19 protein-coding genes are annotated in these 24932 nt (G+C 62.8%); 8 read left to right on the forward strand and 11 right to left on the reverse strand.

Annotation, left to right across the window (positions count from 1 at the left end; all coding sequences use genetic code 11):
* Nucleotides 1-159: 159 nt before the first annotated feature.
* Nucleotides 160-2151: a transketolase gene (tkt, locus tag AB5Y80_RS12540; RefSeq protein ID WP_182976411.1), complete on the forward strand. Its 1992-nt coding sequence runs from the start codon at nucleotides 160-162 to the stop codon at nucleotides 2149-2151.
* Nucleotides 2152-2334: 183 nt separating this feature from the next.
* A complete protein-coding gene (locus tag AB5Y80_RS12545) occupies nucleotides 2335-2961 on the forward strand; it encodes a hypothetical protein (protein ID WP_368173003.1) in 627 nt (208 codons plus the stop codon).
* Between the two features lie 160 nt (nucleotides 2962-3121).
* On the opposite strand, the gene AB5Y80_RS12550 is transcribed toward AB5Y80_RS12545, so the two are convergent.
* Nucleotides 3122-4387, reverse strand: a complete 1266-nt coding sequence (locus tag AB5Y80_RS12550) for a Rid family detoxifying hydrolase (protein WP_368173004.1) — start codon at nucleotides 4385-4387, stop codon at nucleotides 3122-3124.
* 1069 nt (nucleotides 4388-5456) lie between these two features.
* On the opposite strand from AB5Y80_RS12550, the gene AB5Y80_RS12555 reads away from it, so the two are divergent.
* Both AB5Y80_RS12555 and AB5Y80_RS12560 read left to right on the forward strand, forming a co-directional pair.
* Complete coding sequence (locus AB5Y80_RS12555; RefSeq protein WP_368173005.1) at nucleotides 5457-6329, forward strand: hypothetical protein; 873 nt, start codon at nucleotides 5457-5459, stop codon at nucleotides 6327-6329.
* Nucleotides 6330-6705: 376 nt separating this feature from the next.
* The gene (locus AB5Y80_RS12560) at nucleotides 6706-7107 is read left to right on the forward strand and encodes a hypothetical protein (protein WP_233466622.1); all 402 of its coding nucleotides are present in this window, start codon (nucleotides 6706-6708) and stop codon (nucleotides 7105-7107) included.
* 112 nt (nucleotides 7108-7219) lie between these two features.
* On the opposite strand, the gene AB5Y80_RS12565 is transcribed toward AB5Y80_RS12560, so the two are convergent.
* Nucleotides 7220-8344 carry an anhydro-N-acetylmuramic acid kinase gene (locus AB5Y80_RS12565; RefSeq protein ID WP_368173006.1) on the reverse strand — a complete coding sequence of 375 codons (1125 nt, stop codon included), beginning with the start codon at nucleotides 8342-8344 and terminating at the stop codon, nucleotides 7220-7222.
* Between the two features lie 154 nt (nucleotides 8345-8498).
* Nucleotides 8499-9809 (reverse strand): peptidoglycan DD-metalloendopeptidase family protein, encoded by a 1311-nt coding sequence (locus AB5Y80_RS12570; RefSeq protein WP_368173007.1) that lies wholly within the window; start codon nucleotides 9807-9809, stop codon nucleotides 8499-8501.
* 114 nt (nucleotides 9810-9923) lie between these two features.
* Here AB5Y80_RS12570 and tyrS point away from each other — a divergent pair, with 114 nt between their 5' ends.
* Nucleotides 9924-11123: a tyrosine--tRNA ligase gene (gene tyrS / locus AB5Y80_RS12575; protein WP_182954635.1), complete on the forward strand. Its 1200-nt coding sequence runs from the start codon at nucleotides 9924-9926 to the stop codon at nucleotides 11121-11123.
* Nucleotides 11124-11201: 78 nt separating this feature from the next.
* Here the strand turns inward: tyrS and ygjK are convergent, their stop codons facing one another.
* The 4 genes from ygjK to AB5Y80_RS12595 all read right to left on the reverse strand — a co-directional run bounded on the left by ygjK (nucleotide 11202) and on the right by AB5Y80_RS12595 (nucleotide 16658).
* Complete coding sequence (gene ygjK, locus AB5Y80_RS12580) at nucleotides 11202-13682, reverse strand: alpha-glucosidase (protein ID WP_368173008.1); 2481 nt, start codon at nucleotides 13680-13682, stop codon at nucleotides 11202-11204.
* Between the two features lie 184 nt (nucleotides 13683-13866).
* A complete protein-coding gene (locus AB5Y80_RS12585) occupies nucleotides 13867-14679 on the reverse strand; it encodes an AraC family transcriptional regulator (protein WP_048207195.1) in 813 nt (270 codons plus the stop codon).
* Nucleotides 14680-14690: 11 nt separating this feature from the next.
* Nucleotides 14691-15224 carry a YbhB/YbcL family Raf kinase inhibitor-like protein gene (locus AB5Y80_RS12590; RefSeq protein ID WP_049637270.1) on the reverse strand — a complete coding sequence of 178 codons (534 nt, stop codon included), beginning with the start codon at nucleotides 15222-15224 and terminating at the stop codon, nucleotides 14691-14693.
* Nucleotides 15225-15401: 177 nt separating this feature from the next.
* Nucleotides 15402-16658 carry an adenylosuccinate synthetase gene (locus AB5Y80_RS12595; protein ID WP_010673886.1) on the reverse strand — a complete coding sequence of 419 codons (1257 nt, stop codon included), beginning with the start codon at nucleotides 16656-16658 and terminating at the stop codon, nucleotides 15402-15404.
* Between the two features lie 190 nt (nucleotides 16659-16848).
* On the opposite strand from AB5Y80_RS12595, the gene AB5Y80_RS12600 reads away from it, so the two are divergent.
* Nucleotides 16849-17751, forward strand: coding sequence for a LysR family transcriptional regulator (locus tag AB5Y80_RS12600; protein WP_041212603.1), 903 nt, complete (start codon nucleotides 16849-16851; stop codon nucleotides 17749-17751).
* Between the two features lie 63 nt (nucleotides 17752-17814).
* On the opposite strand, the gene AB5Y80_RS12605 is transcribed toward AB5Y80_RS12600, so the two are convergent.
* Nucleotides 17815-19170, reverse strand: coding sequence for a TAXI family TRAP transporter solute-binding subunit (locus tag AB5Y80_RS12605; RefSeq protein WP_368173009.1), 1356 nt, complete (start codon nucleotides 19168-19170; stop codon nucleotides 17815-17817).
* Between the two features lie 148 nt (nucleotides 19171-19318).
* A complete protein-coding gene (locus tag AB5Y80_RS12610; protein WP_010673889.1) occupies nucleotides 19319-20458 on the reverse strand; it encodes a MalY/PatB family protein in 1140 nt (379 codons plus the stop codon).
* A gap of 164 nt (nucleotides 20459-20622) precedes the next feature.
* On the opposite strand from AB5Y80_RS12610, the gene AB5Y80_RS12615 reads away from it, so the two are divergent.
* Complete coding sequence (locus AB5Y80_RS12615; RefSeq protein WP_069652864.1) at nucleotides 20623-21795, forward strand: MFS transporter; 1173 nt, start codon at nucleotides 20623-20625, stop codon at nucleotides 21793-21795.
* Nucleotides 21796-21866: 71 nt separating this feature from the next.
* Here the strand turns inward: AB5Y80_RS12615 and AB5Y80_RS12620 are convergent, their stop codons facing one another.
* Both AB5Y80_RS12620 and AB5Y80_RS12625 read right to left on the reverse strand, forming a co-directional pair.
* Nucleotides 21867-22751, reverse strand: coding sequence for a LysR family transcriptional regulator (locus AB5Y80_RS12620; protein WP_368173010.1), 885 nt, complete (start codon nucleotides 22749-22751; stop codon nucleotides 21867-21869).
* An 89-nt stretch (nucleotides 22752-22840) separates the two neighbouring features.
* The gene (locus AB5Y80_RS12625; protein ID WP_103261740.1) at nucleotides 22841-23596 is read right to left on the reverse strand and encodes a YciK family oxidoreductase; all 756 of its coding nucleotides are present in this window, start codon (nucleotides 23594-23596) and stop codon (nucleotides 22841-22843) included.
* A 224-nt stretch (nucleotides 23597-23820) separates the two neighbouring features.
* Here AB5Y80_RS12625 and sohB point away from each other — a divergent pair, with 224 nt between their 5' ends.
* Nucleotides 23821-24828: a protease SohB gene (gene sohB / locus AB5Y80_RS12630; RefSeq protein ID WP_039040521.1), complete on the forward strand. Its 1008-nt coding sequence runs from the start codon at nucleotides 23821-23823 to the stop codon at nucleotides 24826-24828.
* The last annotated feature ends 104 nt before the right edge of the window (nucleotides 24829-24932 follow it).

Below are 24932 nucleotides of genomic sequence, written 5' to 3' on the forward strand. Positions count from 1 at the left end.
GGCGGGGGGCGGATTGAATCGTTTTCCCCGCCCAGAAAAGCGATTGTGCTCCCAAAGCCACTTTATTCGCCCAGATAATATTTGCACGCCGCGCCCCCTGCTGGGACAATAACGCGCCTTAATCTTGGCCATCAAATGAAGCAATCGCAGGAGATACAGATGCCTTCTCGTAAAGAGCTTGCCAATGCCATTCGTGCATTGAGTATGGATGCCGTTCAAAAAGCCAACTCCGGTCACCCGGGCGCCCCCATGGGAATGGCGGATATCGCTGAAGTGCTGTGGCGCAGCCACCTCAAACACAACCCGAACAACCCCAAGTGGGCCGACCGCGACCGTTTCATTCTCTCCAACGGCCACGGCTCCATGCTGCTGTACTCCCTGCTGCACCTCTCCGGTTATGACCTCTCCATCGACGATCTGAAAAACTTCCGCCAACTGCACTCTCGCACCCCGGGTCACCCGGAGTACGGTTATGCACCGGGCGTTGAAACCACCACCGGTCCGCTGGGTCAGGGCATCACCAACGCCGTGGGCATGGCGATCGCCGAGAAGGCCATGGCCGAGCAGTTCAACCAGCCGGGTCACGACATCGTCGACCACTACACCTACGCCTTCATGGGCGACGGCTGCCTGATGGAAGGTATCTCCCACGAAGCCTGCTCCCTGGCCGGCACCCTGGGTCTGGGCAAGCTGATTGCGTTCTGGGATGACAACGGCATCTCCATCGACGGTCACGTAGAAGGCTGGTTCACCGACGACACTCCCAAGCGCTTCGAAGCCTACGGCTGGCACGTCATCCCGGCCGTTGACGGTCACAACCCGGAAGCCATCAACGCTGCCATCGAAGCCGCCAAGGCCGAGACCGGCAAGCCGACCCTGATCTGCTGCCGCACCATCATCGGTTACGGTTCCCCGAACAAGTCCGGCTCCCACGACTGCCACGGCGCACCGCTGGGCAACGACGAGATCGCCGCCGCCCGTGCCTTCCTGAAGTGGGACCACGCGCCGTTCGTCATCCCGTCCGACATCGCCGCCGAGTGGAACGGTCAGGAGAAGGGCGCCAAGCTCGAATCCGACTGGGCTGCCAAGTTCGCCGCCTATGAAGCCGCTCACCCGGCCCTGGCTGCCGAATTCAAGCGCCGCACCGCAGGCGAGCTGCCGGCCAACTGGGCTGCTGAATCCGCCAAGATCATCGAAACCCTGCAGGCCAACCCGGCCAAGATCGCGACCCGTAAAGCGTCCCAGAACTCCCTGGAAGCCTTCGGCAAGCTGCTGCCGGAATTCATGGGCGGCTCTGCGGATCTCGCGCCGTCCAACCTGACCATGTGGTCCGGCTCCAAGTCCCTGACTCCCGAGAGCGCCGCAGGCAACTACATCCACTACGGCGTGCGCGAGTTCGGCATGTCCGCCATCATGAACGGCATCGCCCTGCACGGTGGTTTCATCCCCTACGGCGCCACCTTCCTGATGTTCATGGAGTACGCCCGCAACGCCCTGCGCATGGCCGCCCTGATGAAGCAGCGCGCCATCTTCGTCTACACCCACGACTCCATCGGTCTGGGTGAAGATGGCCCGACCCACCAGCCGGTGGAGCAGATCGCCTCCCTGCGTCTGACCCCGAACATGAGCACCTGGCGCCCGTGTGACCAGGTAGAGTCCGCCATCGCCTGGAAACACGCCATCGAGCGTACCGACGGTCCGACCTCCCTGATCTTCTCCCGTCAGAACCTGGCCCAGATGGACCGCACCGCCCAGCAACTGGCCGATGCCGCCAAGGGTGGTTACGTGCTGAAGGATTGCGCCGGTACCCCGGAGCTGATCCTGATCGCCACCGGTTCCGAAGTGGAACTGGCCGTGGCTGCCTATGAGCAGCTGACTGCCAAGGGCCGTGCCGTGCGCGTGGTCTCCATCCCGTCTACCGACGTGTTCGACGCCCAGTCCGCCGAGTACAAGGAGTCCGTCCTGCCGGCCGCCGTCACCAAGCGTGTGGCCATCGAAGCGGGCATCGCCGACTACTGGTACAAATACGTGGGCTTTGGCGGCAAGATCATCGGCATGCGCACCTTCGGTGAGTCCGCCCCGGCCGAGCTGCTGTTCAAGGAATTCGGCTTTACCGTGGAAAATGTGGTGGCGACCGCAGAGTCCCTGTAATCGCTGAACGTTGGGCCTTTTTGGCTCAATAGCCGGAACAATAAAACGCCCTCCATCGCAAGATGGGGGGCGTTTTTTATTGGGAAAGAAAAAATAATAAATTAAAAATATATTTAAATATCTGAGAGTTGATAGTACTTTTTCTAGATGATTGATTTTTATTGTTTAAATAAAGGCTAAGTTATGGTTGCAAGAGGCTGGTTTATTATAGTTGTTGTATTGGCACTTTTATTTTCCCCTGTTGTTTTATATGTAAATACATTTGGCGGAGATTTGTCACAAGACCACTCTCGATGGGCTGAATTTGGCTCGGCAATTGGAGGTATCTATGCACCAATACTCGGATTTACTACGTTGGTAGTTTTGATTCGTCAGCTTTTTTTACAGAAACAGATGAATGAACAGTATTATTTGCAGCAAGCGCGAGAAGATATCGAGTTTTATGCATCGCAGTTATCTAATATTCTTGATGAATCACTGGTTGGTGATGTGCCTTTGAGGGCTGTGCTTCATGGGGAATTTATGTTTTGCAGTCCTGAAGAACTATGTTCAATAGATATGAAGAATATTGCCGTTGATATTCACAGGTTAATGCCACAGGCACTTGATATATGGAGTGCTATATATCCTGTATTCATGGGGCTATCAGCTGTAGATGACTCGAAATTTAAAATGACATTGGCTTCTTCAAAACAAAAGCTAGTTGCGTTACTCAGTTTTGAAATATGTTTGGCTTTGGATGGTTTGCATTTTTGTCGTACTGGTGGGACAAGCGGTTTTACATATGTTTTTAACCAAAAATTGCAGTAGAGATATCTAAATAGAATGCAACAGCACGTAGGTTAGCTTAGCTCAGCGAAGCGTAATCGGACGTTCGCGTTCTTTATATCGATGTCATAAAAATAATATCCCTCCCTGTTACCAAAAAGAGACCGGCATATAGCCGGTCTCTTTTTATTGAGCGAAAAACTTACCCCTGCGGCGGGGTGCTTTCCGCATTGGAGAGTACGGCATCCATCTGCACCAGGGCGCCGGCGGGCAGCTCGCTGACGCCAATCACGGTGCGGGCAGGCAGATAGCCCGGGAAATATTTGGCGTAGATGGCATCCACCTCCGCCAGATCCGCGATATCGGCAAGCTGGATATTGACCTTGACGATATCGTCCATCACATGGCCGATGCTCTCGACGATGGTCTTGATATGGCCGAGGCACTGGGCGGTCTGTTCACGGACGCAACCGGTCAGCACTTTGCCGGTGGTCATGTCGAGCGGCAACTGGCCAGCGATATGGTTGTAGTGGGAGAAGGCGACGCTCTGGGTATGCAGCGGGCTTCTCGGCGCTTTGTCGGTATTGCGGGCACGGATCACCAGGTTGTGCCTGTCTTCCACCAGCTGGGGCGGGGTGCCGTCACCGTGGGAGATGACCGCATCCATCTGCACCCGTGCCCCCATGGGCAGGGCGGCGGCACTGACCACAGAGCGGGCGGGCAGATAGGCGACGGCACGGGCGATGGCGGAGTCCGGGAAGAAGGTGGTGTAGACCTCGTTGACGGCGTCGAGATCCGCCAGATTGGTCAGATAGACGGTCACCTTGACGATATCGTCGAAGGGCACGTCGATGCTCTCCAGCACGGTTTTGATATTGCGCAGGCACTGGGCCGCCTGCTCGCGGATGCCACCGTCAACCAGGGCGCCAGAGGCGGGGTCGAGGGGCAGCTGGGCACCGATATTGTTGTAATGGGAGAAGGCGACGCTCTGGCTGGAGAGCGGATCCTGCGGGGCGTGGTCGCTATTGCGGGCGAGTTTGAGCAGCGGGCAGGGAGCCTGGGGGAAGGTGCCTTCCCCGTTGGAGAGCAGGGCATCCATCTGCACCCTGGCGCCGAGCGGCAGACCGGCCACCGCTAGCACTGTGCGGGTCGGCAGCGAGTGGGGGAAGAATTCCCGATAGACGGCGTTGACGGCATCGAGGTCGGCGATGTCCGCGAGGAACAGGGTCACCTTCACCATGTCCTCCATGCCGTGGCCAATGCTCTGGACGATGGCCTGGATATTGGTGAGACACTGCCTGGCCTGCGCCTGGATATCCCCTGCGACCAGCGCGCCCGTTTTCGGATCGACCGGCAGCTGGGCGGCAATATTGTTGTAGTGGGAGAAGGCCACGCTCTGGGTATAGGGCCCCAGATCCTGAGGCGCATTGGAGGTATTTCTGGCGGATTTGATGATGGTACCACTCATGGCGATACTCCTTTTCGTTTTTGATGTAGGGTCCGAGCCGCATTGTTCTTCCCTGGCCGAATGCGGCACGCTGATGACTCGTGATATTGCGGCAACAGTTGCCCGTTCCCGCCGCAGGGCGACGGAGAAAAGGAGAACGATCATCACAGCGTCGAGCCCTGTTTCGATGCAGACAGCGCGTGCAACAGACAAGGGAGAGAAATTGGCCTGGTGATTCAGACGGGAGAATTCTAGGGGGCGGTTATCCGGGGATGCAAACCGGGATCCTGTTTCTATGAGGTGGCTCAACAGAGTGAAATATATTCATTTTGCGATTCAATTCATGACGGGCATGGCAAATAAAGGTGATGATGATCCCGCTTTACCATGAAAGTGGAACCAGATAGCGCCATATTGTCGCGCATCAGGGTTACAGCCTGTGAATCCTCCGTTAATACTTTTGGCGACATTGCAGCTTATTCTCCCGGTTTTGCATAGCTATCTATTTATCGCTCTCTCGACGCCCTGTTCAGCGCCGCCAAAATATGCTGCGGTGAGCACACTGAAATAACATTCACCCTCTTTGCATGGCAACAGGTCATGACATAAATACGGGAGAAAGAGAGGGCGCTTTTTAGCCCCTGCGGCGGAGGCTGACATGGGCGGGTCGCCACACCGCCTATGCCATATCTTTTCAGCGGCGCGAGCGCAGCCCGCCAACAAGGCTCATACGCAAGGGGAGGGGGCCTTCCCCTTGCCTGCCCCGACTTGCCGCCCCCCGATGCATATCACTCCTGTCATGACCCTCCCTGTGAGGGGGCCCCGGAGTCCGCCCTGCTTTGCCGCCCTGGCGTATCCCGCACTCCTTGCGATGCAGCCGGCTCATCTTCCCCGCACCACCCTTATTTGTGTTTTTTGTCATCAACTGACGTTATTGCGACCTGGGTCGGGGTTTGGGTGGATTATTAACTGTATGATTAATAATGAAATCAGGGACCCTGCCGACGAGCAGCACGGATCGGCACTCATCTGCCCGGGAGTGGCACATGCGATCGCATCGCGATCCCCGTCATCTGACTTCGGAGGTTTTATGCTTGGATTCATTCTGGGTGACATGTACAGCCGCACCAGCGGGTTTCGGCCACCCCCCCGCCTAGGCAAGCACTTCCCCCCCGCCCCCGACTATCAACTGCGTGGTCGCACCGGCGCCGCCATCCTGACCATGGAGACCCTGCTCGATACCCCCTATCCCCAGAAGAAGTTCAGAGCCCTGATCTATGGCGCCTTTATCGAGCGCCAGCGTCGCCTCTTTGCCGAGCAGGTGGTCATCGGCCGGATGGAGGAGGGCCAGGACCTGGCGATCGCCATTGACCTCGCCTTTATCAGCACGGCGGTGCCCATCGGTCTGCTCGCCATCTCGGAGGAGATCGCGCTGCTGACCACCCCCCGTCCCACCCAGACCCATCCCCATCAGGCGGCCTTGAGCCAGGCGCTCGACTGTACCGCCATGCTGATGTTCTATGCCAAGGTCATTCGCCAGCGCAATGCAGTGCTTGAGCACATCGGCCACCAGTTCGGCTACAGACCGCAGGCCGGGTTGGTGGCCAGGGTGGGCCACGGCGGGGAAGATGACTATGCCGCCTTCATGGTCAATGTGATGACCTGCATCGCCCATTCTGGCTCCCTCAAAGAGGCGCTGGAGAATGGCGTCAGGATGGGCATGCACGAGCCCGCCTTCTTCTGTATCGTCGGCGCCCTGGCCTCGACCCTGTGGGGAGTCCCCAAACCCTGGGCCCATGAGATCTCTCGATTCATCCAGCGCCAGCATCCCCACTATCTCCAGATCCTGCTGCGGGGCGAAGCCAGGGTGGGCCGCAGACAGATCAACCTGGAGCCTCCCAAACCGCCGCTCTGTGCACCGGTCAAGCGCCAGGTAAACCGCTTCCTGAAGTGGGCCTTCTAGGGCCATGGGAGTGCTCTCGAGGTGCGGGCCCATGGTGCCATCCCATCGGCCCGCCCCTCCTGAGGGTCATCACGGGGCTGTAATCTCACTGACCCCTGATCCCCCGGCTACCTTGCCCATGAGAGGATGGCCAGAAAAGCCAACGGCTGCACGGGGGACAAGGGGTGGATAGAAGGTGATCCACCTCGCCTTTTGATGTGAACGTCTTTTGATGTTTGGCGCCATACGATACCATGCGCAGCGTGTGTTCCTGTTGGGGGAGGTGCCGCCCATCGCCCCGTGGCTGGCCGCTGGTCCTGTCATGATCACGGGATGCACAATCTGGGGCCGCCACGGCAACCCCTTATCGCCATAGCCAACAGGACGGAGTATCAGGATGGCCATTGCCATTGAACAGTCGGACAACACACTGAGGGTGAACAAGGATCGCTACGATCTGGGCCGCATCGTCGGCGTGCAGGTAAAAGCTCTCGGCTGGATGGATAGGCTCAAGAAGACCTTGTTGCTGGGAGTGGTCACCTCCAGTGTGCTCTTTTACTTCACCCCTTCCTACGAGCAGGCGGGCAACTGGCTCATCGTGCTCTTCCTGCCCCTGGTGGGTTTTCTGTCTGGCGCCCTGATGGGGCTGCTCTCCAGCACGAAATATGAGTTTTGCATCGAATTTTCCCACGCCGACGAGACGGGCGTGCAGTGGATCACCGCCGCCAGGAGTCGGCATGTCGCCGATTATGAGACCTTCAAGGCGCAGGCGGCCAGGTTGAAAGAGCGGCTCGGGTAGGGAGCACAGAGTGACGGGTCTGCGCCATCTGGCGCCAGGCATAACAACAAGCCCGATCAGGTGCACCTGTTCGGGCTTGTTCCATTAGGGGGGAGGGCGCTCGGGGAGCGGCTCAGGCGGGATAGAGGGCGCCCAGCACCGCCGGGCGGCTCGCGCCGGTCACCGCAGGCAGGTTGCCCGGCTTTCGCTGGATAAAGCGTTGTGCCAGCCAGGCAAAGGCGGCCCCTTCCACCCAGTCCGGTGCAAGGCCGAGCTGGGCGGTGCTGGTCAGATGCCAGTCGGGCAGCAGGGCTGCCAGCTCCGCCAGCAGCGGGGCGTTGTGGGCGCCGCCGCCGCAGACAAACAGCTCGGGCCGGGTTGACGCATCACGGTGGGTGGGCAACTGGCGGGCGATGCTGTGGCAGGTGAGGGATTGCAGGGTACGCTGCACATCAGCGGGGGCGTATGCGCAGCCGTCCAGCTCGCCGTCGAGCCAGTCGAGGGTGAACATCTCACGCCCCGTGCTCTTGGGGGCCGGGGCGGCGAAGTAGGGGTGAGCCAGCAACTGCTCCAGCAGCGCAGGAATAAGCTTGCCGCTGGCGGCCCACTGGCCACCGTCGTCATAGCTGTCACCGTGTGGATGGTGGCGGCGATACCAGCCGTCGAGCAGGGTGTTGGCGGGGCCGGTATCGAAGCCATATACCCCTGAACCCGCCCCCCCGTCGGCCTGGCCGGGCAGCACCGAGATATTGGCAATGCCGCCGAGGTTCAGCACCACCCGCAGGGCGCCGGGGCGGGCAAAGAGCGCCTGATGGAAGGCGGGCACCAGGGGCGCCCCCTGACCGCCGAGGGCCATGTCCATGGTGCGAAAATCGGCCACCACGTCGATGCCGGTCAGGGCCGCCAGCAGGGCCGCGTTGCCAATTTGCAGGGTAAAGCCGAGGGCAGGGCGGTGGCGTATGGTCTGGCCGTGACTGCCGATGGCGCGAATCTCCTTGGGAGTCAGCGCCGCCTTCGCGAGCAGGGCCTGGGTGGCGGCGGCAAATTCGCGGGCCACCAGGTTGTCGGCGACCCCCATGCGGTCGATTTCGTTCTCCCCCGGGGTGCAGAGTTCATGCAGGGTGCGAGCCGTATCGACAGGCCAGGGATGGCAGAGGGCCGCCTCTACTCGAAGCGCTTCCCTATCCATCGTCACCAGCACTGCGTCGATACCATCCATGCTGGTACCGGACATCAAGCCTATATAGCGTTCCGTCATGACAACCCCCTTTCAATGATGCAGAGGAACCGTCCGATGCCGTGTTCCGCCTTGGTCCCCGACATCAATCGGATATATGGCCCGCTCATGACATCACCTCTTCAGTGGTGCAGAGGAACCGTCCGATGCCGTGTTCCGCCTTGGTCGACAGCGGTCAGCTGTCGTCGCCGTTGCCCTTGTTTCTGGCCAGTTGCAGCTCGGGGCTGTCCAGCTTGGCCAGTTGGGGGATGGCCTGGGCCTTGAAGCTGGCCAGCGCCCGCCCGCTGAGAGACTCCGCCTGGGGCAGGTTGAGGGTGCGCGGGTTCTTGTGTACGCCGCCTACCACGAATTCATAGTGCAGGTGCGGGCCTGTGACCCGGCCGGTGCCACCGAGCAGGCCGATGGTCTGCCCCTGCTTCACTCGCTGCCCCTTGTTGACGGTGCGCTTGGAGAGGTGCAGGTACTTGGTCACGTAGTTGCCCGCGTGCTTGATGAAGACGTAGTTGCCGTTGAACTGGTTGTAGCCGGCGGCCACCACGCTGCCGCCGCCCGCCGCCATGATGGGGGTCCCCACCGGCGCCACGTAGTCGATGCCGTTGTGGGGGCGCACCTTGCCGGTGACCGGGTGAAGGCGGCGCGGATTGAAGTTGGAGCTGATGTATTTGAAGTTGACCGGCGCGCGCAGGAAGCTCTTGCGCATCGCCTTGCCGTCCGGGGTGTAATAGTTGCCATCCGTGTTCAGCACGGCGCGGTAGATGGCCCCCTGGTTGACGAACTCGGCGGCCAGGATGTCGCCGGAGGCAACCCGCTCGTCATCCTGGTATTTGTCCTGGTAGACCACCCGGAAGCTGTCCCCCGGTTGCAGGTCCTGGGCAAAGTCGATGTCCCAGCCGAAGATGGCGGCGAGATCCATGATCTGGTCTTCCGTCATGCCCGCTTCGACGGCGGCGCCCCAGAAGCTGGAGCGGATCTCCCCCTGGGCCACCTGTTCGCGGGTGTCGAGCTCGATCTTCACCGGCCTGGCCACGAAGCCGTCATCCCGGCGGTTCACCTTGAGCGCCTGCTCCAGGCTGTGGGGGTAATAGAGGCTGTGCAGCTCGCCGCCCTTGGTGAGCTTGAAGGTGAGCTCCTGACCGGGCTTGAGCAGGCGCAGGGTATCCGTGCCCTCGAGCTGGTCGATGAGGTGCAGATCCGTGGTACTGAGGCCGAGGCGCTGGAAGATGACCCCCATGTTGTCGCCGCTGCGCACCTTCACCTGTCTGGTGACATAGCGCGGTTTGGGCGAGGTGACGGGCTCGGCCCGTGCCAGCTGGGCCTCCTCGTCGACCTGCTGCTCGACGGCCAGTTCGTTGTCGTTGTCATCGACCCGGGTGGCGACTGCCTGTTCGCTCGGCCAGGCCGCCAGCATCATCACCATGATGCTCAGGATAAGCACCATCTTGCGGTGCCAGTGAGGGAGAGAGTTGAAGGCGTGCCAAAGGACCATGAGAAGCAGACAAAGTTGAACCCGGAAGAAGGTCGGAGTTTACCGCCTTTCCAATTGGCCCGCCATTCCAGTAATATGTCTGGCCCTGTGGAATCGTGATTGGAGAGTCAAAAAATGTCCCAGCTCGAGGTGGCGCTAGCCGAGATCAAGCGCGGAGCGGAAGAAATTCTGGTTGAAGAAGAACTGATCGCCAAGTTGAAGGAAGGGCGCCCCCTGCGCATCAAGCTGGGGATGGACCCGACCGCGCCGGACATCCACCTGGGTCATACCGTGATCCTCAACAAGCTGAAGACCTTCCAGGATCTGGGCCATGAAGTGATCCTGCTGATCGGTGACTTCACCGCCATGGTGGGTGACCCCTCCGGCAAGAACGCCACCCGTCCGCCGCTCTCCGAAGAGGCCATCAAGCACAACGCCCTCACCTATGCCGAGCAGGCGTTCAAGATCCTCGACCCGGCCAAGACCCGCATCGAGTACAACTCCACCTGGCTGAGTGAGCTGGGCGCGACCGGCATGATCAAGCTGGCGGCCAAGCAGACCGTGGCCCGCATGATGGAGCGCGACGACTTCAAGAAGCGCTACAGCAACGGCCAGTCCATCGCCATTCACGAATTCCTCTATCCGCTGCTGCAAGGCTATGACTCGGTCGCGCTGAAGGCGGACGTCGAGCTCGGCGGTACCGATCAGAAGTTCAACCTGCTGATGGGCCGCGAGCTGCAAAAAGATGCGGGCATGGCGACCCAGTGCGTGCTGATGATGCCGCTGCTGGTCGGCCTGGACGGCGTCAAGAAGATGTCCAAGTCCGCTGCCAACTACATCGGTGTGCACGATGCCCCGGGGGAGATGTTCGGCAAGATCATGTCCATCACCGACGATCTGATGTGGAACTACTATGAGCTGCTCTCCTTCCGTCCGCTCGCCGAGATTGAAGAGTTCAAGGCAGGTATCGCCGCCGGCACCCTCAACCCGCGCGACGTGAAGATCTGGCTGGCCAAAGAGATCATCGCCCGTTATCACGACGAAGCGGCGGCCGAAGCGGCCCACGAAGATTTCACCCAGCGCTTCTCCAAGAACGCCATTCCGGACGACATGCCGGAAGTCGAGCTGGCACTGGAAGGGGAAGGGCTGGCCATCGCCAACCTGCTCAAAGACGCTGGTCTGGTTGACACCACCTCCGAAGCGCTGCGCATGATCAAGCAGGGCGCGGTCAAGGTGGATGGCGAGAAGCTGGACGATGGCAAGGCCCTCATCGGTGCCGGTACCGCCGTCTACCAGGTCGGCAAGCGCAAGTTTGCCCGGGTGACCGTGAAGTAAGTCGCCACCTGCGGCGCTGCCATAAGAAAGGCCTCCCTTGCGGAGGCCTTTTTGTTGGCTCATTGCTGCAAAGAGGGATCAACCCTCGGTTTTCAGGAAGTTGCGATAGAGCATGTAGAGGTGGGCCGAGCTCCAGCTGAAGTTGCTGGCACCCTGCATGGCGCCGGTCTCCGGGTTGTAGTTCTCGCGGATGGGGCCGCTGCCCGCCAGCCCCTCGGCGTTGGCAAACAGCTTGTTGACGAGCTGTTGGGCATCGCTGCGATAGCCGTAGTTCTCCAGCCCCTTCACCCCGAAGTAGAACTGATCCAGCCAGACCCGACCGCGCCAGTAGATGTCGGGGTCGTAGGCCGGGTTGGTCAGTGCCGCCGTGCCGAGCGGCACCTTGGTGTTGAACTCCTGGGCATTGAGCATCACCTCGCGCACCCGCGCCGCCTTCTCCTTGTCCGCTACCTCGGCCCAGAGCGGGCTCCACCCTTCCGGGCCACGGCCGCGGGCGGTCAACAGCTTGCCGACGCAGCCGTTGGCGTCGGGCAGATCCCCCTGGGCTATCTGGCGATCGTAATAGAAGCCGGAGGCCTCATCGAACAGGCAGCTGTTGATGTAGCCAGCCAGCTGGGTAGCCCCTTCGCGGTAGCGGCTCGCCTCGTCAGGCTTGCCGAGCAGCTCGGCCATGTCGGCCAGGATGCGCTTCTCCTTGGCGAGGAAGGCGTTGAGCTCCACCGACTCCTGATCGATGGAGAAGCCGATGAGGCTGCCGTCGTCCTGATGGTTTTCAAAGAAGAAGACGTTCCAGTCCTGGCGCGCCCTGGCCAGGTCGCCGCCATAGGTCTTGTCGGCATAGCGCTTGAGCTGATCCTGCTCGATAAAGCCGAAGCGGGCGGCGTTGTCCATGCCGGACTCCCAGCCCGCGCCGTGCTGGGCGCCGATATCCATGTCGGCGTAGCCGCCGACGCTCAACACCTGCTGGTAGAGCGCCATGCCGGCGCAGCCATACCAGCCATCACCCTCATCGGTGCAGCTCGACAGATCCAGCCCGGCCGGTACCCCCGTCGGGTACTGCACCTTGAAGGTGATGTTGCCGAACTCGTCGTTGTGCTCGACGTGGCGGGTGGCGCCATATTCGATGATGCCGTTGCGGTTGTTGTCCCGCGCCCGGTACCACCAGTCGTGATAGGCCTGGATCTTCGGGTACATCTCGGCGATGAAGGCCTTGTCCTGGGTGGCGCTGTAGATCTCCCAGATGGCCCAGGCGGAGAGGGGCGGTTTGGTGTCCCGCTCGTTCCAGTTGCCGCCGTCGCCACCCCGATCGGCGAGCTTGTTGTAGAAGACGGCGTCGATCACCATGCCGGCATCCTGCGGCCGAACCGGGTCATCGGCCTGGATCTGGTAGTCATACATGGCGCGCACGTTGTTCTTGGCTACCTCGGGGTTGAAGTGGGCCATGGCATAGGCGTGCTTCCAGCTGTCCCAGGCCCAGACCCCGTCGAACCAGCGGGCGGTGTTGGAGGGGGTCACCCCGTCGTGCAGGATGGCGCCGGCCGGTGAGCGCCAGTTGCCGTTGAGGGTCTCCATCGCCTTGACCGCGATGCGCCGCTCCGACTCCGGGATCCCCTGATTGGAGAGGCCGCGCGCCAGGTAATCCTCCCAGCGGCGGATGGAGTCGTCGAAATGGCTGGCGGGGTCGGCCAGCAGCGCCAGGCGGCTTCGCTCGAAGCGACTCGCTTCAGCACTGCTGTGGACGTAGCTCTGCAGGGTGTAGATATCCTGCTGGCCCTTGGCGGCCAGGGTGAGGCTGGCCTCGCTCACGTAGCCGAGCCCCTGCTCGTCGAGGGTGGTACGGCTGGGCAGGGTGCGATCGATGCGGTAGCTGGCGCTGCCGCTTTGCATGATGTTCCAGGTGCTGCGCAGTTTGCCGAACTGGAATGCCACGCCGCGCTCGGTCTGGCTGATGGTGCGGGTCCAGGCGGGGTACTGCTCGGCGACCGTCTTGTTGGCATCCCACTGGTTGAGCAGCTCCCCCTGCCAGTTGAGCTTGAGGGTGAGGGGGGCGTCAGTGTGGTTGATGAGGCGGGTGCGAACCAGCGCAGTGCGGGCATCGCCGTAGCGCAGCTCCAGCTCCAGGGTGAAGGGGTCGAATTCGAAGCGTTGCACCAGCGCCCCCGGGATGGCGTACAGCGCCTGCTTGCTGGCGCTGGTGAGGGGGAAGGCGCGGCCGCTCTCGTCGCTCAGGGTCAGCTTGTCCAGCTCGCTTGCGAAGAAGAGGCTGTACTCCTCGGCGATGACCATGGGACCGGTAAAGCCGCCCCATTCGCTGTCGCTGGCGGGCAGCAGGAAGCCGTGCCAGGCGCCGAGATCGAGCAGCGGGTTGTATTTGAGGTTGGCGTAGCTGTCAAAGTCACGGAACTGGAGCGGGGTGCCGCTGCGGTCGATCACGTTCTGATACTGGTTCGCCAGGGTGGCGCTGGGGGCGGCCGGGCTGCTGGAGTCATTGCCATTGCAGGCAGTGAGGCCGAACAGGGCGACGCTCAGGGTGATGGAAAGTAAATTTTTACGAAACATCTCTCGCTCCAATGACAGTTTTTGTAGGTTAAGGAAGGTGTTTTTTAGTGATTATTTTAGTGAAAGCGTTTACGAGAGCCATTATAGGGCGATTTTGGCGGGATTATTGGCGCTGTGTCACAGTGCAGGAGGGGCGAGTGTGAGCCGGATCACCCGGTTACACGAGGTTACATAGCTTTGTGTTTTAGTAATTATTTACTTTTGTGGTGGCAGTCAGTGAGAGAGAGGAGGGGCAGGTACGCAGGTATTGGTGGGGGGTCAGGCCGAACTCCTCCTTGAAGCGCGCGGCAAAGCGGCCGGGGGAGTCGTAGCCACAGGCGAGGGCGGTCTGAAGCGGAGTGAGCCCCTGTTGCAGCAGGGTGAGGGCGTGCCCCAGGCGTACCTGGGTCAGCACCTGGCGAAAGCTGCGCCCCTCGGCGGCCAGCTTGCGGACCAGAGAGGCGCGGCTCATGGCGAAGTGGGTCGCTACCGTCTCCAGCCGGTGATCGAGACCAGGCTCCACGCTGAGGTAACGGGCCAGCCGTTCCCCCAGGGTCATGGTGGTGGCAGGAAAGAGCAGGCCAAGGCCCCCCGCTTCCCTGAGCTCGCCATAAAACCCTTGCAGCAGCTGGGTCTGGGCCGTCTCGCAGAGCTGCCGCTGCGCCATGGTGGTGACGAGATCGAAGCAGAAGGCGAGGGCCGACGTCACCCTGATGGCCGGTGGCTTGAGGAGATCGAGGGTGCTCTCTGCCAGCCACTCGGCCGGTGGCGGGGCCAGCAGGGTGAGCGCCTGGGAGCGAAACGTGCCCTGCTCCGGCTGGTTGACGAAGGTGAGCCGGTGACCCGCCGGGATCAGCAGCCAGCTCTCCTTGTCAAAGGAGAGGCGCTGCTCCCGCCACCACAGCTGCTTGCGGCCCTGCTGCACCCAGATGAGGGTCGGCGCGTAGATGAGCACCCGGCGCAGGGGCTGCTGGCGGATCCCGAAGTAGTGATTCAGTTGCAGCAGGGGCGTGCTCATCGGGCGGGCTCCTAGGGGGTGGTGAAGGTGGCGGTCAGGGTGGCCTTGCCAAGGGCCAGGCTGTTGAGCATGTAGCCTACCATGGCGGGCGGGGTGTTGGCCTTCACCTCCAGCGCCTTGGGCAGGGCCCAGACGGTGAACTGGTAGCGGTGCATGCCGTGACCGGCGGGCGGGCAGGGGCCGCCATAACCCTGGGTACCGTAGTCGGTGCCAAGCTCCAGCCCCTGCTTGATCTTGCCGGAGGCATTGCTCGGCAGCTCGCTCTGGCTGGCCGGCAGGTTCACCACCAGCCAGTGCCACCAGCCGCTGCCGGTGGGGGCGTCCGGGTCATAGGCGGTGATGGCGACGCTCTGGGTGCCGGCGGGCAGGCTCTGCCAGCTCAACTGGGGGGAGCGGTTCTCGCCGCTGCAACCAAAGCCGTTGAAGCTGAAGACCTTGTCCATGGGTTCACCCTCGCGGATGTCGGTACTCTTGAGGGTCATGGCACCGGCGGGCAGAGCCGCGAGGCAGAACAGGGGCAGCAGCGGGATAATGGGGGATCTCATGATGGGCACTCCTTTGTGTGAATATGGCATTCACTCTAAGGGGGCTGGCTCAAAACAGAGTGCCCGTATGGCTCAAATTATGCCATAGAAGTGGCTTTTGTGAGCTGTTCGGGGCTTTTGAGGGGCATAAAAAAACCGGCATCCTAGGATGCCGGTTTTTGGGAGAGGCGAGGGGCCTTAGCGCAGGATCATCTCGTCACGGCCCGGGCCGACGGAGACCATGGGCACCGGCACGCCCAGCAGGGCTTCGATGCGCAGCACATAGTCCTGGGCTGCCTTGGGCAGCTCGGCGAAGGTGCGGCAGCCGCTGATGTCTTCGCTCCAGCTCTCCATCTTCTCGTAGACGGGGGTGAGGGCGGCGGTCTGCGGCCAGATCGGGTTCTCGGTGTGGGCACCTTCGTAGGCCACGCAGATCTTCAGATCCGGCAGACCGGTCAGGCAGTCCAGCTTGGTCAGGGCCACTTCGGTGGCAGCCTGCAGCTCGACGCCGTTCTTGGTGGCGACGGCATCGAAGTAACCCACGTCACGGGGACGGCCGGTGGTGGCGCCGAACTCGTTGGTGATCTTGCGGAACTCGTCCTGGTTCTCCATGGCGGTCAGCAGGGTGCCGGTACCGACGGAGGAGCTGAAGGCCTTGGCCACGGCGATGACGCGCTCCGGGCGCAGGCCCGGCAGACCGCCACCGATGCCGGCGTAGGCGCCGGAAACGTGGGAGGAGGTGACCCAGGGGTATTCGCCGTAGATGAGATCACGGCCGGCACCCAGCTGGGCTTCGAACAGCAGGGTCTTGCCTTCGGCTTGCAGTGCCTTGAGGGGCATGCTGACGTTGCAGACGGCGTCCAGCCAGGGAGCGGACACTTCCAGCAGCCAGTCGGCCATCTCCTGGGCGGTCTGGGTGAATTCGAAGTCCGGATAGAGAGCCTTCATCTGCGGCAGTTTCCAGTCCAGCATGAACTGGATGCGCTCGACCAGCACGTCCGGCTGTTTCAGCCAGCCCACCAGGATCGCCTTTTTCATGACCCGATCACCGTAAGCCGGGGCGATGCCCTGACGGGTGGAGCCGTAGGCGCCGTCACCCAGGCGTTGCTCTTCCAGGGTGTCTTCCAGCGCGTGCAGCGGCAGGCAGAGGGTGGCACGGTCAGAGATGGCGAGCTTGGGAATGACGCCGGAGGCCTTGACCTCTTCCAGCTCGACGGTGAGCTTCTCGGGGCTGATCACCATGCCGGGGCCCAGCACGACCAGGCAATCCGGGTTGAAGACGCCGCTCGGCACCTGGTGCAGCTTGAAGGTGCCCAGATCGTTGACCACGGTGTGGCCGGCGTTGTTGCCGCCCTGGAAACGAATACTGGCGCCAGCCTGGCCTGCCAGATAATCGACGATGCGGCCTTTGCCTTCATCACCCCAGTTAGCACCTACGACTACGATAGACGACATGACTCTTTCTCCTAAGACGTTAGGCGTCCATCCTAGGAGCCCCGTGAGGATTAGAAAAATTAATTATCTTTATAATTCCGATAAGAAAGCCATATAATTCAGGTGCCATTATCGACACCGCGCTCCCTTTCGTGGTGCCCGTGCCCTGGCGGCGCTGGCCTTGCCATCGACCCGGGAGAAGAGGAACCCCATGCTGGACATTCACTGGCTGCACACCTTCGTCACCCTGGCCCGGTTGCAGCACTTCGGCCAGACGGCCACCGAACTGCACATGACGCAACCCAATGTGAGCCTGCACCTCAAGAACCTGGAGCAGGCGACCCGGGTCAAGCTGGTGGAGCGCAGCCCGTTTCGCCTGACCCAGGCGGGGGAGCGGCTGCTGCAAAGCGCCGAGCGCGCCATCAACGAGCTGCAGCTCTGCCAGTCCGATCTCAATGCCCTGAGCCAGTTGAGCCAGGGGACGCTCGCCATCGCCGCCAGCGACATCATCTCGCGCCTGCTGCTCATCCAGCCGTTCCAGCGCTTCAAGCAGGCCTTCCCCGGCATCGACCTCACCCTGTTCAACACCACCTCGGATCAGGCGGCGGATCTGGTGCGGGCGGGCAAGGCGGATCTGGGCTTCGTGATGGCACAAAAGCGCAGCGAGCCGCTCTTCTACACCGAGTTGCAGCAGGTGACCTGGTGTGCCCTGGGGCACGGCCTGGCCCGCTGGCAGGCGCGGGCCAGCTCGGGGGAGAGCGATCCTCTGGACGAGCCGACCCTGATCCTGCTGGGGCACGACACCCGGACCCGGGCATTGATCGATCCCTCCCTGCCCCTGCTCGGCCTGCCGAGCTGCCGCATCATGGAGGTGGGGAGCGTGGATGCCCAGCTCGACTGGGCCGAGGCGGGTTTTGGCGTCGCCATCGTGCCGGATTTCTCCCTGCACCCCAGGCTCAAGCTGACCGCCCCGGTGACCCGGCTCACCGATTTTCCCGGTACCAGCCTGGGGTACGTGGTGCGCCAGAACCAGGTGCTGTCCCGGGCCATCAAGCAGCTGCTGCACTGGGTGGAGGAGGAGATCCAGAATCCGGCGCTGCTGCTGGCGCCGTGACAGGCCAGGCGCCCGTTCCCGATAACCAAGAGGCCACCCCTGGGGTGGCCTCTTGGTTGGTGTTCATTGCCCGGCGGGGGCTGTGGTCCCCACCGCGTGGCTGGGCGGGCTGGCCGGCATGGCCTCCGGTGATGGCGCCTCCAGCGGCGTTGCCGACGAGGCGGGCGCCTCAGGCGGGGTCAGGGGATGGCCTGGTGCCAGGGTTGCGCTGCCCGGTGTGGGCGGCTCGGTCAGGGCCGGGGCCTGGTTGGTGGAGGCCGCCCCCGAACTGGTTGAGAGGGTCGCGGCGGCCGGCTGCTCCGGCAAGGTGTCGGACCCCTCCAGTGGCGCGGTGCCTTCCTGGGGGCCTGCCCCATCGGTCGGTGTGGCCGCGCTGCTCGCCGGGGGCAAGGTTGGCAGGGCGCCCGAGGTGGCCCCTGCCCCGGATGCCGTGAGGGTGTCCGCCGGGAGGGTGGGCACGGCATCCAGCATGCCGGGATGGAGCAGGGCGATGCTGCCCGCCTGCATGCCTTCCCAGGTGAGGGTGGTCAGTGCCGGATGCAGTCGGGTGAACTGCTTGAGCCGCTCGTTCAGCACGTCCCGCAGGGTGCGCACCTCGCTCTCGGGCAGGCTTGCCAGCGCCACCAGTTCGGCGGTGACGGCGAAGGTGTTGACACCGCTTGTCTGCCCCGGATAGAGGTTGGCGCCGATGCGGCTGCGATCATAGTAGGGGTGCTGCTTGAGCAGCTTGTCCACCTGTTCCCCCTCGATGGGAATGAGGCGGGCCTGACAGCGGCCGGTGAGATCGCCGATGGCCTGATTGGGGTGACCGGCGACCACGAAGGCGGCATCCAGGGTGCCGTCACAGAGCCCCTCCAGCCGGTTGCCCGGGGAGATCACGGGCGGGCGGCTGAAGTCGGCGATCCGCCACCCCATGGCATCGAGCAGGGCCCGGCTGGTGACCCTGTCCCCGGAGTTGGGGGCGCCGACATCGACCCGCTTGCCCTTGATGTCGGCCAGGGTGGTGATGTTGCTGGTGGCGCTGGCAATCAGGGTCAGGGACTCCTTGTGGAGCCGCAACAGGCTGCGCAGCTGATCGTCCGGGGCCTGGCCCGCGAAGGGGCCGGTGCCGTGCACCGCATGGTAGAGCACATCCGACTGCATCAGGGCGAGCTGTACCTCTCCCTTGGCGAGGGCCGCCAGATTGGCGATGGAGCCCGAGGTACTCTGCACCGTGCAGTGCAGGCCGTGGCGGGCACTCTCCTCGTTGAGCAGGCGGCAGATGGCCCCCCCTGTGGGGTAGTAGACGCCGTTGAGGGCTCCCGTACCGATGGTGACATAGGCGGGAGAGGCGAAGAGGGAGGGCGCCAGCACGGCCGCAAGCCAGGGCAGGGCGGTACGTGACAGACGCAACAGGGCAGAGAAGGCGAATGGGCGCATAGTGGACCGAAACCGTGGCTGAACATGAGGAGGAGGCGGGCTCATCCGGTGATGAGCCTCATCTTATCCGTATCAGACGGGAAGCTGAACGGATTTTACCGCTTTTGCGCACACCGGGCGGCCTGGGGCCGCCGCCCGGGACGGTTCGCTAGCGGGTCTGGAGAATGGCTTTCTCCATGCGGGCCAGGGCCTCGGTGAGACGGGCCCGGGTGCAGCCAAAGTTGAGCCGCACGAACTGGCCGTTGCCGAACTGGGCACCGGGGGAGAGACCCACGCCCGCCTGTTCGAAGAAGGCGACGGGATCGTCCAGGCCCAGGGCGCTCATGTCGATCCAGGCGAGGTAGGTGGCCTGGTTGCGGGCCAGCTTGACGCCGGGCCAGCGGGCCACGGCCTGCTCGATCAGGGCCAGGTTGCCGGCCAGGTAGTCGAGCTGTTCATTCAGCCACTGCTCGCCCCCCTCATAGGCCGCCTCGGCCGCCACGAACCCCAGCAGATTGACGTCGGCGCTGATGCCGCGCATCGCCTGTTGCAGCTTGAGCCGCAGGCGGGCATTGGGGATCACGGCGAAGGAGCAGCACAGCCCCGCGATGTTGAAGGTCTTGCTCGGCGCCATCATGACGGCGGAGCGTTCGGCCGCCTCCGGGCTCAGGGCACCATAGGGGATGTGGCGGGCATCTTTGTCCAGCAGCAGGTCGCAGTGGATTTCGTCGGAGCAGATCACCAGGTTGTGGCGCTCGGCGATGGCGTCGATGGCCAGCAGCTCTTCCCGGGTGAAGACGGTGCCACCCGGGTTGTGGGGGTTGCACAGCAGCAGCAGATCCGCCGAGGGGGCCTGACGCTCAAGCTCTTCGAGATCCAGCACCCAGCGGCCTTCTTCCTCCACCACGGGGACGGTGAGCAGGGGGCGGTCATTGAAGCCCGGTGCCTGCAGGAAGGGGTAGTAGACCGGCTTGGGGGTGATGATGCCGCGCCCGTGCTGGCTCCAGGCCTTGCAGGCGAGATTGAGGCCCGGCACCACCCCGGGCAGGAAGACGAGCCATTCGGGCTGGATGGTCCAGCCATAGCGGCTGGCCAGACGCGATACGATCAGTTCGATGAGCCGGGGAGAGGGGCGCGAATAGCCGAAGATGCCGTGGGCGACCCGTTTGGTGAGGGCCTCCAGTACGGCGGGGGGAGAGACGAAGTCGGTGTCTGCGACCCACATGGGCAGGACATCCTGACCCTTGTATTTGTCCCATTTCAGGCTCATGGTACCGCTGCGATCTATTTCCCGGTCAAAATCAAACATGTTAAATCCTTGTACTGGCGCTGGATGGGCTTCCAATGTACGGACTTGGACGCCCCCCCGCAACCCTTGAGGTGGCTGTTGATAATGACATAAAATAGCCGCCGCCATACGCCAAGCCCGCCCGCATCTGGCTCCTTTTTTTCTTCCATATCAATGGTATCTCTATGAGTTTGCTGTCTGTTGCCCGCAAGAGGCCGGATCCCGTCTCTCTCTCGTTTCTCGCCGTGACCTTCATGACCGGGGTGGCGGTGGCGCTGCAGGTGCCGACCTTGAGCCTGTTTCTGGCCGAGGAGGTGCAGGTGCGCCCCTTCCTGGTGGGGCTCTTCTACACGGTGAACGCGGTGATCGGCATCCTCATCAGCCAGTGGCTCGGCCACCGCTCCGACAACAAGGGGGATCGCAAGCAGCTGATCCTGCGCTGCTGCTTTGCCGGCATCGTGCTCTCCCTGCTGTTTGCCTGGAACCGGCAGTACTGGTTGCTGGTGAGCCTGGGGGTGCTGCTGGCGAGCCTGACCGCCACCGCCAGCCCGCAGCTGTTCGCCCTGGCGCGGGAATACGCCGACAGCCGCAACAAACAGGCCGACATGTTCAGCTCGGTGCTGCGGGCCCAGTTCTCCCTGGCCTGGGTGATCGGGCCGCCCATCGCCTTCGCGCTCGCCATCGGCTACGGCTTCAAGGTGATGTATCTGGCCTCGGCGCTGGCCTATGTCATCTGCGCCTTCGTGGTGTGGCGCTGGCTTCCCTCCCTGCCGCTGCCGGTGATGGACAGCGAGGTGGAGCGGGTGAGCAGCTGGCGGGATCCGTCGGTGCGGGCGCTCTTCATCGCCTCCACCCTGATGTGGACCTGCAACAGCATGTACCTCATCAACATGCCCCTCTACATCACCCGCGAGCTGGGGCTGGAGGAGAAGCTGGCCGGTTTGCTGATGGGCACGGCGGCGGCCCTGGAGATCCCCTTCATGCTGCTGGCGGGCTACTACACCCGGCGCTTCGGCAAGCGGCCCATGATGCTGCTGGCGGTGCTGGCCGGGGTCGGTTTCTATGGCGGTCTCGTGACCCTGTCGAGCCAGCATGCCCTCATTGCGCTGCAACTGCTCAATGCCATCTTCATCGGCATCGTGGCCGGCATCGGCATGTCCTATTTCCAGGACTTGATGCCGGGGCGCGCCGGGGTGGCGACCACGCTCTTTTCCAACAGCATCCGCACCGGCTCCATCATGGCGGGGGCCATCGCGGGGACGGTGGCGGAGCTCTGGAGTTTCCACGGGGTCTTCATGGTGGCGGCGGCCCTGGCGCTGATGGCGCTGGCCGCCTGCTGGCGGGTCCCCAACGTATAGGGGATGCAAAAGGGAGCCGATGCCCGGATGAGCGGGCACCAGTGCCCCGGTCGTGCGGGGAAGAAGCGGCCTTACCTGGGGTTCTCTCCCTGGTATTCGATGCGCAGGCAGCGCAGCAGCAGCTCGGCCGCCGGCCCCAGCGCCTCCACCGAGGGGGTGAGCAGGTAGGTGTAGAGATAGCGTTCGTTGCCGCCGGTGAGATCGAGCTGCACCAGCGAGCCCTCGGCGAGCTCCTCCTGCACCAGGTGGCGGGGCACCCAGGCGTAACCCATGCCAAGGCGCACCATGTTGAGCACCTCATGATAGTGGGTCGCCTTCCAGCCGGTGTCGTCCGCATCGTTCCAGTCCACCGAGCGGTGGATGGGGGGATGCAGGCTTATCTGGTTGTGGCTGGCCAGCACCTCGGCGGTGATGGGCTCTCCCTGCTCCGCAAGGGGGTGGCCCACTGCGCACAGAGGAAGCAGACAGACTTCGTCCAGCGGCAGGCCGGTGCGATCCTGGGGCAGGTGCTCGGAGAGCATCAGATCTCCTGCCTGCAGCGCATTGAAGTGGCAGTGGATCCGCTCATGCAGGTTGATGCGGCAACCGCGGCTGCGGGGATAGAAGTGGGCCAGCGCCCGGTAGAGGCGCTCCCGCGGCTGGACCACGGACACATAGAGGTTGATCTGCGGCTCCCACTGCCGCTCCAGGTTGTTGGCCAGGTTCTCCAGCTCTTCCACCTGCTGGCTGAGCTGGCGGGCCCGCTTGAGGAAGATCTCCCCCGCCGGCGTCAGCACCGCCTTGCGCCCCCGCACCTCCAGCAGGGCCACCCCCAGACTCTGTTGCAGCTTGGCAACCGCATGATTGAGGGAGGATTGGCTCTTGTTCAGCGCCTCGGCAGCCTGGGCATAACCGCCGCAGTCCACCACCGCCTGAAAGATCCGCCATTGCTCAAACGTGCTCTTGGGACGAAACATAGTGCAACCTGTCTGGGGCCGATGGGATTCAACAGGGCGCGCCTTGGCACCCCCTCTTCACTGTAATCCCATCCGGTTGATTTGTTGATTTATTTGGGCTGGGCCACGAAGGTCTTGCCGCTCTGGCCCTGACTGTCACGCCCCATCAGGTAGAGATAGAGGGGCATCAGATCGGCCGGGGTCTTGAGGGTTTGCGGATCTTCCGCCGGGAAGGCGCTGGCCCGCATCCTGGTGCGGGTGCCGCCCGGGTTCAGGGTGTTGACCCGCACCCTGGTGTTCTCCAGCTCGTCCGCCAGCACCTCCATCATGCCTTCGACGGCGAACTTGGAAATGGCATAGGTGCCCCAGTAGGCGCGCCCCTTGCGGCCCACGCTGGAGGAGGTGTAGACGATGGACGCCTCGCCGTGCTCCTTGGCGGTCTGGCGAAGGAGGGGCAGCAGCGCCTGGGTCAGCAGGAATTCGGATTTGACGTTGACCTGCATCACCTCGTCCCACTCCTGTTCCTGAATGTGTTCGAACGGCGACAGGGTGCCGAGCAGCCCGGCGTTGAACAGCACGCCATCGAGGCGGCCGAACTGCTGGGCGAAGGTCTCCGCCATGCCGCGGTAGTGGGCGGCAGTAGCCCCTTTCAAGTCCACTGGTACGATGGCGGGCAGGGGGTGACCGGCCGCTTCAATCTGGTCGTAGACCGCCTCCAGCTTGGCACTGGTACGCCCGAGCAGGATCACGGTGGCGCCGTGGGCAGCATAGGTGAGGGCCGCTTCGCGGCCGATGCCGTCACCGGCACCCGTCACCAGAATGACCTTGTCCTTGAGCAGATCACGGGGGGCCTGATAGTCGAGCATGTGGACTCCTGTTAACAATGCCTGGCGGCTTGGCGCAACGAATCGAGTGGGCAAGTGTACTGACCCGGCCCGGCAGTTGACCAGTATGAGACGGCAAAAATGTGAATAAAACAGGGCGATAGCGTCGATCCCTCCGTCCTTGGCACGGGAGATGGCAGAGTTTTTGCGCGAGGGGGGCAAACTCCTTACTATGTGAAAAAACCGGACATAGCGCGGAGCATCAAGTGGCATTTTTGACCGAATACGGCCTGTTTCTGGCCAAGACCCTCACCTTCTTGCTGGCCATCGGCGCCGTCATTCTGATGGTGGCGAGCAGCCGCCAGCCCAAATCCCGCAAGGGGGAACTGGTGGTGACCGATCTCTCCGGCGAGCTGGAGCAGGGGCGCCATCAACTGCAGGCAGCCCTGGCGGGCAAGGCCGAGCGCAAGCAGATGGAGAAGACCCGCAAGGCGGAGCACAAGGCCAAAGCCAAGGGAGAGGATGAGCGCAGCCGGCTGTTCGTCATCGACTTCAACGGCAGCATGGATGCCAAGGAGGTGGCATCCCTGCGGGAAGAGGTGAGTGCCGTGATAGGCGTGGCCCGGCCCGGGGACGAAGTGCTGCTGCGCCTCGAATCCGGCGGCGGCGTGGTGCATGGCTACGGCCTGGCCGCCTCCCAGTTGCAGCGGCTGCGGGACAAGGACATCACGCTGACCGTGGCCATCGACAAGGTGGCGGCGAGCGGTGGCTACATGATGGCCTGCGTCGCGGACAAGATCCTGGCGGCGCCGTTCGCCATCGTCGGCTCCATCGGGGTGATTGCCCAGATGCCGAACTTCAACAAGCTGCTCAAGAAGCACGACATCGAATTCGAGATGCACACCGCAGGCCAGTACAAGCGCACCATCACCATGTTCGGCGAGAACGACGATCTGGGGCGGGAGAAGTTTCGCGAGGAGCTGGGGGCCATCCACGAGCAGTTCAAGGCCTTCGTGGCCGAGCACAGACCCGGTCTCGACATCGACAAGGTGACCACCGGCGAGCATTGGCTGGCGAGCCAGGCCAAGCAGCTCGGTCTGGTGGATGCGCTTTGCACCAGCGATGACTACCTGCTGGCCCAGGCCAGCCATCACAAGGTGGTCGGCATCCGCTACAGCAAACCAAGGAGCCTGACCCAGAAGCTTGGCAAGCAGGCGGCACTGGGGCTGGAGGCCGGCCTTGGTCGGCTGTGGCAGCAGAGCCCCTGGCGCTGAGAACCTGTTTCGAGCTTACTGCGAAGTCGTGACCAAGGCTCATGTGCTGCTCGGAATCCTCATGTGTATCTACACACTCCGGTTCCTGCGCTGCTCTTCACCTT

Origin of the sequence: Aeromonas sp. R2-1 (assembly GCF_040908425.1) — a bacterium.
Classification (GTDB): Bacteria; Pseudomonadota; Gammaproteobacteria; order Enterobacterales; family Aeromonadaceae; genus Aeromonas; species Aeromonas caviae.